General features: G+C 32.3%; 10 protein-coding genes and 1 other RNA gene. 9 read left to right on the top strand and 2 right to left on the bottom strand.

The features are described from left to right. Positions 1 to 40: 40 nt before the first annotated feature. From ABF633_RS11530 to ssrS, 8 genes are all read left to right on the top strand, one after another. Positions 41 to 898: a DHH family phosphoesterase gene (locus ABF633_RS11530; protein ID WP_415523885.1), complete on the top strand. Its 858-nt coding sequence runs from the start codon at positions 41 to 43 to the stop codon at positions 896 to 898. Positions 899 to 1,054: 156 nt separating this feature from the next. Then, positions 1,055 to 1,573 (top strand): adenine phosphoribosyltransferase, encoded by a 519-nt coding sequence (locus ABF633_RS11525; RefSeq protein ID WP_415523883.1) that lies wholly within the window; start codon positions 1,055 to 1,057, stop codon positions 1,571 to 1,573. 287 nt (positions 1,574 to 1,860) lie between these two features. Further along, entirely contained in the window at positions 1,861 to 4,071 is a 2,211-nt protein-coding gene (locus tag ABF633_RS11520) for a RelA/SpoT family protein (protein WP_415523881.1), read from the top strand. Positions 4,072 to 4,081: 10 nt separating this feature from the next. Then, positions 4,082 to 4,681: an MBL fold metallo-hydrolase gene (locus ABF633_RS11515; RefSeq protein WP_415523879.1), complete on the top strand. Its 600-nt coding sequence runs from the start codon at positions 4,082 to 4,084 to the stop codon at positions 4,679 to 4,681. 23 nt (positions 4,682 to 4,704) lie between these two features. Further along, entirely contained in the window at positions 4,705 to 6,126 is a 1,422-nt protein-coding gene (locus tag ABF633_RS11510; protein ID WP_415523877.1) for a coproporphyrinogen III oxidase, read from the top strand. A 15-nt stretch (positions 6,127 to 6,141) separates the two neighbouring features. After that, complete coding sequence (gene hisS / locus ABF633_RS11505; RefSeq protein WP_415523875.1) at positions 6,142 to 7,389, top strand: histidine--tRNA ligase; 1,248 nt, start codon at positions 6,142 to 6,144, stop codon at positions 7,387 to 7,389. 34 nt (positions 7,390 to 7,423) lie between these two features. Next, the gene (aspS, locus tag ABF633_RS11500) at positions 7,424 to 9,208 is read left to right on the top strand and encodes an aspartate--tRNA ligase (RefSeq protein ID WP_415523873.1); all 1,785 of its coding nucleotides are present in this window, start codon (positions 7,424 to 7,426) and stop codon (positions 9,206 to 9,208) included. A gap of 126 nt (positions 9,209 to 9,334) precedes the next feature. After that, positions 9,335 to 9,515, top strand: a non-coding RNA gene (gene ssrS, locus ABF633_RS11495) — 6S RNA. A 208-nt stretch (positions 9,516 to 9,723) separates the two neighbouring features. Here ssrS and ABF633_RS11490 read toward each other — a convergent pair. Then, positions 9,724 to 10,158, bottom strand: coding sequence for a threonine/serine exporter family protein (locus ABF633_RS11490; protein WP_415523871.1), 435 nt, complete (start codon positions 10,156 to 10,158; stop codon positions 9,724 to 9,726). Beyond that, positions 10,155 to 10,928, bottom strand: coding sequence for a threonine/serine ThrE exporter family protein (locus ABF633_RS11485; protein WP_415523869.1), 774 nt, complete (start codon positions 10,926 to 10,928; stop codon positions 10,155 to 10,157). The genes ABF633_RS11490 and ABF633_RS11485 overlap by 4 nt, the downstream gene beginning before the upstream one ends. A gap of 336 nt (positions 10,929 to 11,264) precedes the next feature. Here ABF633_RS11485 and glyA point away from each other — a divergent pair, with 336 nt between their 5' ends. Beyond that, a complete protein-coding gene (gene glyA / locus ABF633_RS11480; protein ID WP_415523867.1) occupies positions 11,265 to 12,500 on the top strand; it encodes a serine hydroxymethyltransferase in 1,236 nt (411 codons plus the stop codon). The last annotated feature ends 93 nt before the right edge of the window (positions 12,501 to 12,593 follow it).

Raw genomic sequence — 12,593 nt, 5'->3', positions numbered from 1 at the left:
ATAATATACTATGTTTTCTACAAAGCTGGAGGAATAAATTATGGAGATAATTGAAGAGAATATTCACTATTTAAAACAGCTAAAATTTCATAATCCCTTTTTTATGGACGGTATGCAAAAAGCTATAGATAAAGTTGTTAAGGCAGTAAATAATAGAGAGAAGATAATAATTTATGGCTACAGCGATGTAGACAGTATATATGGTATATCCATACTGTTTTTATTGTTAAAATATCTTAATGCTGATGTGGAATATTTCATACCAGATGATATGGATGAGGAATATAGAATAAGCAGTGAATCCTTAAAGGACTACATAAGATATCTTGGAGCAGATTTACTTATAACTGTAGGCTGTGGAAGTAATTCTAAACAGGAAATTATATTGGCCAAGGAACTTGGTATTGATGTTATTGTCACTGATTACCATGAGATCTATGAGGATTGTAAACAGGCAATACTTATAAATCCAAATAAAAAATTTTGCAAATATCCTTTTAAGTATTTATCTGCAGCAGGAATTGCATTTAAATTTTGTGAAGCAATTTCTATGTATTATAAAATAAAAGGTGTATATAAATATATAGATTTAGCTATGCTTGGTACTATTTCTAGTAAATTTCCTATAAAAGAAGAAAATAGAACCATAGTTGATGTGGGCTTAGAACATCTTGCTGATACTAATAATTATGGAATAAGAGCACTTATGAAAATTAATAGATTTAAGGAATTTAATGAGGATATGGCAGTAAAATTGGTTGAGTCAGTTATTTCTACAAAAAGCGTAGTTGGGAGAATTGACAATGCTAGAATTGCAGTAGAACTCTTTACTACTCATGATAGCTATAGAGCATTGCAGATTGCCAAGTACTTAAATAAAGAGGTCTTAAAAAAATAAGTAAATAGGTCTACCTGATTTATGGTCGTTGCCTGAACTTATATGTCTAAAATATAGTATTATATATCCAGATAATAATTTCCAAAATTCGGTAAAGATGAAGGGGATTTTATTTAGGTATAAAGCTTTTTGTATATTGATTTAGGAGGAATAAAAATGAATTTGGAAAGTAAAATTAGAATTATTGAGGATTTCCCCAAAAAAGGTATAAGTTTTAAGGATATAACAACTTTACTTGAAGATAAAGCAGCTTTTAAATATACAATAGACTCTTTTTCTGAGTTATTAAAGGATAAAAATATAGACATAGTTGTAGGACCAGAAGCAAGGGGGTTTATGTTTGGAACTCCACTGGCTTATGCACTGGGAGCTGGTTTTGTACCAGCAAGGAAAAAGGGAAAATTACCTTGTGATACTTTAAGTATTGAATATGGTCTTGAATATGGAAAAGATGTTATTGAAATACATAAGGATGCTATTAAGCCGGGGCAAAAAGTTGCAATAATAGATGATTTACTTGCCACTGGGGGCACTATAGAGGCAGTAACAAAACTTGTTGAAGAAATGGGTGGCGAAGTGGTTTCTATAAATTTTCTCATAGAGCTTACTGGACTTAATGGAAGAGAAAAGTTAGAAAAATATGATATCAATTCATTGGTTACATATGAGTTTTAGTTTTGACAAATTAAGGCATATGAAAATAAATAATAGATCAAAGATGTGACGTATATTTTAAATTAAACAAGGAAACAGGTTCTGATGATAGTGGGCTATCAGAGGGTTCTGTTGACGCAGTAGAATTTAAAATATACTAGCAGACTGGCCTATTTATTTTTTGAATATGCCTTAGCTATTGCAACATAATTTTAAATTGCAAAAATAGACATTATAATATATAATATTAGTAAAAATAATTGGGCTGGTTGCTAAACCAGCCTTTGATTTTAGGGAGAGAAAGCAGAATGCTGAGCAAGTTGATGGAAACAATAGATAAATACTGTTATAATGTTGATAAAGATTTTATTAATAAAGCCTATAATTTTGCTATGGATGCCCATAAAAAACAAAAAAGGGAATCTGGAGAGCCTTACATTATACATCCTGAGGAAGTTGCCTGCATTCTAGCAGAAATGGGTATGGATCAAAATACTATAGCAGCTGGTCTTCTTCATGATGTCATAGAAGATACAGAATATACCTATGAAGATGTTGCAAGAGAATTTAATTCTGAAGTGGCAAATTTAGTTGAGGGCGTAACAAAGCTTGGAAAAATAAGTTATAAAACTAAAGAAGAACAACAGGCTGATAATGTAAGAAAAATGCTGCTTGCAATGGCCAAGGACATAAGGGTTATATTGATAAAATTATCTGATAGATTACACAACATGAGAACATTACGTTATATGTCAGTGCAGAAGCAAAAGGAAAAAGCTAAAGAAACCTTAGACATATTTGCTCCCCTTGCTCACAGGCTTGGTATTTCAAAAATAAAATGGGAATTAGAGGATTTAGCTTTTAGATATATAAAACCAAATGAGTATTATGAACTGGTAGATGATATAGCAGAAAAAAGAGTAGAGAGAGAAGAATATATTAAAGGAATAATTGCTGAACTTCATAAAAATTTGGAAGATGCTAATATAATAGCTGATATAGATGGAAGGCCTAAACATTTTTATAGTATATATAGGAAAATGGTAAATAAAAATAAAACTTTAGATCAGATATTTGATTTAACGGCTATAAGAATTTTAGTTAAAGATATAAGGGAGTGTTATACAGTTCTTGGAATTGTGCACACAATGTATAAACCTATACCAGGAAGATTTAAAGATTATATTGCCATGCCAAAGCCTAATATGTATCAATCGCTGCATTCAACGGTTATAGGACCACAGGGAAAGTCCTTTGAAATACAAATAAGAACTCATGAAATGCATAAAACTGCAGAATATGGTATTGCAGCTCACTGGAAGTATAAAGAAGGAATAACTGAAGGAGCTGATGGCAAAGAGATAGAACCTGTAAAGGCAGATTTTGACACTAAGCTTACATGGGTAAGAGAAATGCTGGATTGGCAAAAGGAAACTACAAATCCAGAAGAATTTATGGAGAATTTTAAAATAGATTTATTTGAAGATGAGGCTTTTGTATTTACACCTAAGGGTAAGGTAATCAACCTTCCATCTGAAGCTACACCTGTAGATTTTGCTTACAAAATACATACAGATATAGGAAACAGATGTATAGGTGCTAAGGTAAATGGTAAAATAGTACCTTTAGATTACAAACTGAAAACAGGTGAAATAGTAGAAGTTTTAACTTCAGGAATAACAAAAGGTCCCAACATACAATGGCTCAATAGCGTTAAAAGTAATCAGGCAAAAATTAAAATAAAAGCTTGGTTTAAGAAGGCTAAGAGGGAAGAAAACATAAATAGAGGAAAAGAAATACTAGAGAAGGAAGCAAAAAAACAAGGCTATAATTTTGCTGAATTTATAAAGGAGATTGGTTTAGAACAAATTTTAAAGAAGAACAATGTCAATAGTATAGAGGACCTTTATGTCTCTGTGGCTATTGGAACCACATCGCCATCCTTGCTGGTATCAAAACTTAAGGAAAACATGCAGGGGAAAAGCCCCTCTGCTGCTGATGAATCAGCTTTAAAGGATATAAAAGAACACATAAACAAAGAAGCCAGGAAAGAAAAGGCAAAAAAGAGTTACAATCCTGGAGTTACAGTAAAAGGGGAAACCGATATACTTGTTAGATTTTCTAAATGTTGCAATCCTGTGCCAGGAGACGATATAATTGGATATATAACCAAAGGAAGAGGGGTATCTATCCATAGAAAAGATTGTGAAAATGCCCACAATTTGATAAGGCAGGATGGAAGCAGGATAGTAGAGGTTGCTTGGGGAAATGGAAATGAGGCTTATGTTACGGAAATTCAGATAAAGGCAGATGATAGGCCAAGACTTTTGACAGATATAATGGAGATACTAAATTCTATGGATACAAGTATTCAATCTATGAGTGCAAAAGCAGTAAAAGGTGATATAGCCTTTATTACTTTTAAAATTAAAATAGTTGATATAAGCCATCTAGACATACTTATGAGAAACATAAAAAAACTAAGAGGTGTTATGGAAGTATATAGAACAAAAAATTAGGAGGTTAAGTATGAAAATTAATATTATACCTGCAGGCATTTATGATGCCAATTGTTATGTTTTAGTTGATGAGGATATTAATGAAGCAGCGGTAATTGATCCCGGTGGAGATGCGCAGATGCTTATAAATAATATAAAGGCTTCGCAAGCTGAGGTTAAAATGATTTTATTAACGCACGGACATGCAGACCATACAGGAGCAGTAAGTGAACTTAGAAATGAATTTGGATGCAGTGTTTATATAAATGAAAAGGATGCAGAATTAATAAATAAAAATGTTCCTGTTTATGGAAGCCAAGATGAAAATGGAGATAAATTCATTGGTGAAGGTGATCTGCTCAAATTTGGAAATCATGAAATTAAATGTGTGGAAACTCCAGGTCATACACCCGGAGGAATGTGCTTTCTCATAGACAATTTAGTTTTTACTGGTGACACTCTTTTTAACAGATCCATTGGAAGAACAGATTTTCAAGGTGGAGATTATAACACAATAATAAATAGTATAAAAAATAAGTTAATGATATTACCTGATGATACTGTAGTTTATCCTGGACATGGACCAAAATCAAGTATAGGTTTTGAAAAAAATAACAATCCCTTTCTATAAAGCCGGATGCTAGTGGAGAAAATATGACTAAAATAAAGATCCATAATGAAAAGTTTAAATATGAAATATATAACATATTTCATTTGTTTTATGATGAAATAAAATTTGTAAATGATGATGAATATGATTACCAAGTTATAATTAAAGAGGATAATATACAAATTTTATATAATAATATATGTGAAAACTACATTTTTGAAGAAAAGTTGACGGAAAAAGAAAATGTGAAAAAAATTTTGTACAAATATTTAAATAAAATTACAAATGTGGAAATTCCCTGGGGAACCCTTGTTGGTATTAGACCAACTAAAATAGCATTAAGGCTTATGAAAGATGGAAAAAACCATGAGGAAATAAGGGGATATTTTAGAGAACACAGTTTAACAAGAGCAGATAAAGCAGAGCTTTGCATAGGTGTAGCAAAGGCTGAAGAGTCTATTGTCAATAAGGATACCAATTCCATAAGTGTATATATAGGTATGCCCTTTTGTACTACAAGATGTCTTTACTGCAGCTTTATATCGGATACTATACAAAACTGTGAGGATGTAATAGAGTCTTATTTAAGGGCAATGTACTATGAAATAGAGAATATGTCTGTCTATATTAAGAAAAAGGGTCTTTCCATAGAATGTGTGTATTTTGGAGGTGGAACTCCTACGTCTATAACAAATGAACAATTTGAAGAAACAATGGTTAAGATATATAATAGTTTTATAAAGGATAATAATGTAAAGGAATTTACAGTGGAGTGTGGAAGACCTGATAGTATTACAGTGGAAAAGCTTAGCACTTTAAAAAAATATGGAGTTAATAGAATAAGTATAAACCCTCAAACTATGAATGACACTACCCTTAAGCTTATAGGCAGAGGACATAACTCTAAGGATGTAATTGATAAATTTAGGCTTGCCAGAAGTTTGGGCTTTGATAACATAAACGTAGACATAATTGTAGGCCTTCCAGGAGAAGGATTAAAAGAAATTAAATATACCTGCAGTGAAATTTTACAGTTAAGTCCAGATAGCTTAACTGTTCATGGTATGTCCTTAAAAAGAGGATCAAAGCTGCATCAAAATATATTGAATAAAATTCATATGAAGGTAGCTATGCAAGATGAGCTTAACAAAATGTATGATGAAACAGTAAAGCTTTCTAAGGCTTTAAACCTTAAACCATACTACATGTATAGACAAAAGAATATGGTGGGAAACATGGAGAATGTGGGCTATTCAAGCTTAGATAAGGAATGTATATATAATATAGAAATGATTGAGGAAAGGCAGACTATTATAGCCATAGGAGCTAATGCAGTTTCTAAAATTATATTTTTAGAGGAAAATAGATTGGAGAGATTCCCAAATGTTAAAGATGTAAGGGAATATACCAAAAGAATAGAAGAAAAAGTTGAAAGTAAAATAAAATTTCTAAATGAATTATACTGATTAGGAGGATGCAAAATGGCAATTCAAGCACCAAAGGGTACAAAAGATATGCTGCCACAGAATGCATATAAATGGCACTACATAGAGGATAAATTAAGACATATTGCAGCAACTTATGCCTGTAGAGAAATAAGAACCCCTGCTTTTGAGAGTACTGAATTATTTGAGAGAGGTGTAGGTGATACTACAGATGTAGTTCAAAAGGAGATGTATACCTTTGAAGATAAGGGTGGGAGAAGTGTAACTCTTAAACCGGAAGGAACCTCACCAGCGGTAAGAGCTTTTGTGGAGAATTCACTTTTTAATGAAGCTCAGCCAACTAAATTATATTATTTTACCCCTGTTTTCAGATATGAAAATGTTCAAAAGGGAAGACTAAGAGAACACCATCAGTTCGGTATAGAGATCTTTGGATCAAAGGAAGCTTCTTTGGATGCAGAGATTATAAGTCTTGCCATGAGAGCTTTCAGAGAATTTGGAATAAAGGGTCTTAAATTAAACATAAACAATATAGGCTGTCCAAAGTGTAGAAAGACCTATAATGATGCTTTAAAAGCATATTTAAAGGAAAATTATGATGATCTATGTGATGTATGTAAATCAAGATTTGAAAAGAATCCAATGAGAATATTGGATTGTAAAAATAAAGATTGTAAAAAAATTGTAGAAGGTGCACCTGTTATACTAGATTACATATGTGATGATTGCAGAGAACACTTTGATAAATTACAAAGCTATCTTACAGCTCTTGGCATAGAATTTAAGATAGATCCACTTATAGTAAGAGGACTTGATTACTATACTAAAACTGTATTTGAAATTATAAATAAGGATATTACTGTTTGCGGTGGAGGAAGATATGATGGATTAATTCAGGAAATAGGTGGGCCAGAAATGCCAGCGGTAGGTTTTGGAATGGGTATTGAAAGACTTATACTCACCTTAGAGGAAGAGGGAATAAAAATTCCAAAGCCTAATTATATAGATTTATATATCGCATCAATGGATAAAGCTAGTAAGATAGAGGCATTAAAAATTGTAAATGCCTTAAGAGAAAAAGGCATAAAATGTGAGTGCAATCACATGTCAAGGAATGTAAAGGGACAGATGAAATATTCCAATAAAATTGAGGCTGCTTATACTATTGTACTGGGAGAGTCGGAGCTTAATGAAAAAAAAGCAAAACTTAAGAGGATGAATGATGGGGAGCAGATGGATGTAGATATAACTGATTTAGAGGATATTGTATTAAAGATGAAATAGACTAAGTTTCATTAATTTTTTAGGAGGAAATAATATGGGAGAAGCATTAAAAGGTCTTAAAAGAACTGTTATGTGCGGTGAGCTTAGAGAAAGTAATGTGGAAAATACCGTTACAGCTATGGGCTGGGTTCAGAGAAAAAGAAACCTTGGAGGACTGGTTTTTATAGATTTAAGGGATAGAACAGGGTTACTTCAGGTAGTATTTGGTGAAGAAATAAACAAGGATGCCTTTACAAAAGCGGATATTGTAAGATCTGAATATTGTATAGCTGTTACTGGTAAGATAGTTAAAAGAGAAGCACCAAATGAAAATATGCCTACAGGTATGGTGGAATTATTAGGAGAAAATATAAAGATTTTATCTGAAAGTGAAACTCCACCAATATACATAAAAGAAAATCTAGATGCAGGAGAGAATATAAGGCTTAAACATAGATATCTTGATCTAAGAAGACCGGATATGCAGAGCATATTCAAGATAAGGCATAAAACTGCAAAGATTATAAGAGATTTTCTAGATGAAAAAGAGTTTTTAGAAGTTGAAACTCCAATGCTTACTAAAAGTACTCCTGAGGGTGCAAGAGACTATCTTGTACCAAGTAGAAATTTTAATGGGAAGTTTTATGCATTACCTCAATCACCACAGCTTTTTAAACAGCTTTTGATGGTTTCTGGCTTTGATAAATATTTCCAAATTGTAAAATGCTTTAGAGACGAGGATTTAAGAGCAAATAGGCAGCCGGAGTTTACACAGGTAGATATGGAGCTTTCTTTCGTAGAGGACGAGGATATAATAGCACTAAATGAAGAACTTTTAAAAAGAGTATTTAAAGAAGTAGCTGGAGTAGAAATTAAAACCCCTATAGAGAGAATGCCATATAAAATAGCCATGGAGAAATATGGCAGTGATAAACCGGACCTAAGATTTGGAATGGAAATAAGTGATTTAAGTGAAGTGGTTAAAGATACTGAATTTAAAGTATTTAAGGATGCTCTGGAGAATGGCGGAAGTGTAAGGGCTATAAAGGCTGAAGGCTGCGGCGTTATGGGGAGAAAACAAATAGATAAGCTGGGGGAATTTGTTAAAACCTTTAAGGCAAAGGGTCTTGCCTGGATAGCTGTTAAGGAAAATGAAATAAAATCTCCAATAGCTAAATTTCTTACAGAAGAGCAGCTAAAGGCCATAATAACTGCAGTGGATGCTAATACTAATGATTTAGTATTAATAGTTGCTGACAAAAATAGCGTAGTATTTCAAGCTCTTGGTGAATTGAGATTACACCTCGCAAAGGAGCTGGAACTGTTAAAGGATAATAAAGAGTTCAGATTTGTTTGGATTACTGAATTCCCTCTTCTATCCTATAATGAGGAGGAAAATAGATTCCAAGCAGAGCATCATCCTTTTACAATGCCTATGGATGAAGATATTCAGTATCTTGAAAGTGATCCAGGAAGAGTAAGAGCTAAAGCCTATGATATAGTTTTAAATGGAGAAGAACTAGGCGGAGGAAGTATAAGAATACATGAAACAGATCTTCAGGAAAAAATGTTTAAAGTACTTGGATTTACAAAGGAAAGTGCCTGGGAGCGATTTGGTTTCCTACTGGAGGCCTTTAAATATGGTCCACCACCACATGGCGGATTGGCTTATGGCTTTGATAGAATGATAATGTTCCTTGCAGGTACAGAAAATATAAAGGATGTTATAGCTTTCCCTAAGAATCAAAATGCTGCCTGTGTTATGACAGAAGCACCTAATGTAGTAGACGAAAAGCAGCTTCAGGAATTAGGTATAAGTATAGCAAAAGAGGAAGAATAAGAATAATATAGGATATGGTAAACAACTGGTGAATATCTGTTTATTTACCATGTTTAACATAAAAATTACCATTTTAAAAATCGAGTTACTGTAGTATAATAGATTTATAGAAAGAACAATTGAATAAAACTCCTACTGTGTACGAGAATTGGATTTATGTTGACCCAACACTTTTTTTCGGGGAACCAAACTCTTTCTGTGAAATGATGCTTATTTACATAAATAAGAACAAGAAGCAGGAAGGCGGTGCCCACCTGCTGAGAGCGGGTTATCTTTTAAGTTCATGAAACGGCACAGCAGGAGTTTTCTGTTATATAACAGAAAAACTGAGGCTGTCTCACAATCCATATATACGCATTATGGATTGTGAGACAGCTTTTTAACTATTACACTATTAAAAATAATTATTAGAATGTGATTTTTAATAATTAAATAAGACCGTTCTTAAAAGAAATAAATATTCATTTAAGATAGTTACTTTACAATGAGTTGTGGGATTATTTCAGAATTTCATATTAAACTATAGGCTTTTTCTTCAGAAACAGAAGCTTTGATAAAGAGGATACCATAGCAATGGCTATAGCTATGGAACCGGCGGCACCTAGAGTTTGAATACCATAAATAGTAGCCTTTGTTGTATTACCAAGGATAGTTTCATACATAGTGTAGTACATTCCATTACCGGGTACCAGAGGTATAATACCACATATTATAAAAGTTGTTACTGGAGCCTTACGCAGCCTTGCCATTATTTCAGAATAAATAGATGCGGATATGGCACCTAAAAATAAGGATAATATATTTGAATTATATAAATTGTGCACTATTAAATATACAAACCAGGAAATACCACCGCCCATACCTGCTATAAAAACATTTTTTCCCTTTATATTATAGATTATTGCAAAGCATAAAGATGTAATAAAAGAGTAAAGGGCATACATAATCATATATTTATACCTCCTGAAAACTCAAACCAAATTTTAAAAACCATACCAGTACCCACAGCTATAGCTACAGCTATAAAAAAGGCTTCAATTGCTCGAGCAGTGCCAGAAATTAAATCTCCATTCATAGCATCTCTAATGGCATTGGTTATTGCAAGACCAGGTACTAAGAGCATTATGTCACCAATTATAACTTTATCATAATGGGCTGAAAGGCCAAGTTTGTAAGAAATAATTGCAAAAAGTGCAGCTCCTGCACCTCCTACTATGTTTGTAAAAAAATAATCTACTTTAAATTTGGATATGAAATTTGTAGAATATTTTATGATCCCAGCTATAATAAAAGCCGCCCAAAAATCTTTAAAATTACCACCAAACAGTATAGTAAAAAATGCACCAATAAAGCAAGCTGCCAATAAGGTAATTCTACTGGAATAAGAAGGACTATTTTTTATTGAAATAAGTTTTATTTCTACATCTTCAATAGTTAATTGTTTTCTCTCTATAATTCGTGAAAGATCATTAATCTTAGATATTTTATCTATGTTAAAAGTTCGGTTTATTATTCTCTTTATAACTGAAATATTTATATTTTCAGCATTCTTACCTGAAATTATTATGGCTGTAGGGGTGGCATAAGCATCTAGGGAAGTTACTCCAAGAGCTTTTGATATTCTTATCATTGTTTCTTCAACTCTATAGGTTTCAGCTCCATTTTCAAGCATTATTTTACCAGCTTCTGCAGCTAAGTCTAATATTTTATTTGTCTCCATTTGCATCTCCTTAATAGTATTTAGCCATATTCAAATAAATAACTAGTCAGTATGCTGGTCTATTTTGAATCTTACTACTTATTTTCACAGGCCTTATAAATTTACAAGCATATTATAGCACAAATAAATAGTTCAAATTACTGTTGTTTTATTTCAATTTACATTATATAATCATAATTATAGTGAAAATTATATAAGCTGCAATTAAAATATTACATTTCATTAATATGTACATAAAATAATTATTAAATTAAAATAACGTTTTACTGTATGGATATTTAATGCAACCTATATAGAAATAATATTATCATTTATTAATAAAAGGGAGTGTAAACATTGGATTTTCAAAACGTTAAGGAAAATGACCAGAAGGTATATGAAATAATAGCAAAAGAACATGAAAGACAAGAAAATAATATTGAACTTATAGCTTCAGAAAACTTTACCAGTGAAGCAGTTATGGAAGCTATGGGATCATATCTTACAAATAAATATGCAGAGGGTTATCCTGGAAAAAGATATTATGGTGGTTGTCATATAGTTGATCAGGTAGAAGATTTAGCACGAGATAGAATGAAAGAATTATTTGGCGGAGAGCATGTAAATGTACAGGCACATTCTGGTTCACAGGCGAATATGGCAGTATATTTCTCAGTATTAAAGCCAGGAGATACTATACTTGGTATGGATTTAAGTCATGGTGGACATTTAACTCATGGAAGTCCGGTTAGCTTTTCAGGAAAATTATTTAATGTAGTAAGTTATGGAGTAAATAAGGACACTGAAACTATAGATTATGAAGAACTTAGAAAGAAAGCAATTGAGCATAAGCCTAAAATGATAGTAGCTGGTGCCAGTGCCTATTCAAGAGTAATAGATTTTAAGAAATTCAGAGAGATCAGTGATGAAGTGGGTGCATATCTAATGGTAGATATGGCTCATATAGCAGGGCTTGTAGCTGGAGGAGTGCATCCATCACCAGTACCTTATGCAGATTTCGTAACTACCACAACTCATAAGACACTAAGAGGACCTAGAGGTGGAGCTATTATCTGTAAAGAAAAATACGCAAAGGATTTAGACAAGACAATATTTCCTGGAATGCAGGGTGGTCCATTAATGCATATAATTGCTGGAAAGGCAGTATGCTTTGGAGAAGCTTTAAAGCCTGAATTTAAGGATTATTCTAATCAAATAGTAAAGAATGCAAAGGTACTTGCAGAGGAGCTTACAAAATACGGTTTCAGATTGGTTTCTGGCGGTACAGATAATCATCTTATACTCATAGATTTAACTAACAAAGATATAACTGGTAAGGATGCAGAAAAGCTTTTAGATTCTGTGAGAATTACAGCTAATAAAAACACAATTCCATTTGAGACAAAGAGTCCTTTTATTACAAGTGGTATAAGAATAGGAACAGCAGCTGTAACTACTAGGGGTTTTAAAGAAGAAGAAATTAAGAAAGTTGCTGAGTTTATCAATGAAGCTATTGAAAAAAGAGATCAGGATTTAACTGAACTAAAAGAAAAAGTAACAGCTTTATGTAATAAGTTTCCTATATATAAATAAGATATAACTAATATGTGTTATTAGAGAAAAAGCACTGAATTCTAACGTATTTGCCATAGAATTCAGTGCTTTTTTAGTATTCTATAAAGTTAA

Origin of the sequence: Clostridium sp. (assembly GCF_047718555.1) — a bacterium.
In the GTDB taxonomy this organism is placed as follows: domain Bacteria; phylum Bacillota; class Clostridia; order Clostridiales; family Clostridiaceae; genus Clostridium_I.
This window is presented reverse-complemented; position numbering and strand designations above follow the sequence as displayed.

Bases quoted from the DNA above. Each gene is read 5' to 3' on its own strand.
- ABF633_RS11525 (WP_415523883.1), top strand. From the start codon at position 1,055: ATGAATTTGGAAAGTAAAATTAGAATTATTGAGGATTTCCCCAAAAAA.
- ABF633_RS11520 (WP_415523881.1), top strand. From the start codon at position 1,861: ATGCTGAGCAAGTTGATGGAAACAATAGATAAATACTGTTATAATGTT.
- ABF633_RS11515 (WP_415523879.1), top strand. From the start codon at position 4,082: ATGAAAATTAATATTATACCTGCAGGCATTTATGATGCCAATTGTTAT.
- ABF633_RS11485 (WP_415523869.1), bottom strand. From the start codon at position 10,928: ATGGAGACAAATAAAATATTAGACTTAGCTGCAGAAGCTGGTAAAATA.
- ABF633_RS11510 (WP_415523877.1), top strand. From the start codon at position 4,705: ATGACTAAAATAAAGATCCATAATGAAAAGTTTAAATATGAAATATAT.
- hisS (WP_415523875.1), top strand. From the start codon at position 6,142: ATGGCAATTCAAGCACCAAAGGGTACAAAAGATATGCTGCCACAGAAT.
- ABF633_RS11530 (WP_415523885.1), top strand. From the start codon at position 41: ATGGAGATAATTGAAGAGAATATTCACTATTTAAAACAGCTAAAATTT.
- ABF633_RS11490 (WP_415523871.1), bottom strand. From the start codon at position 10,158: ATGATTATGTATGCCCTTTACTCTTTTATTACATCTTTATGCTTTGCA.
- aspS (WP_415523873.1), top strand. From the start codon at position 7,424: ATGGGAGAAGCATTAAAAGGTCTTAAAAGAACTGTTATGTGCGGTGAG.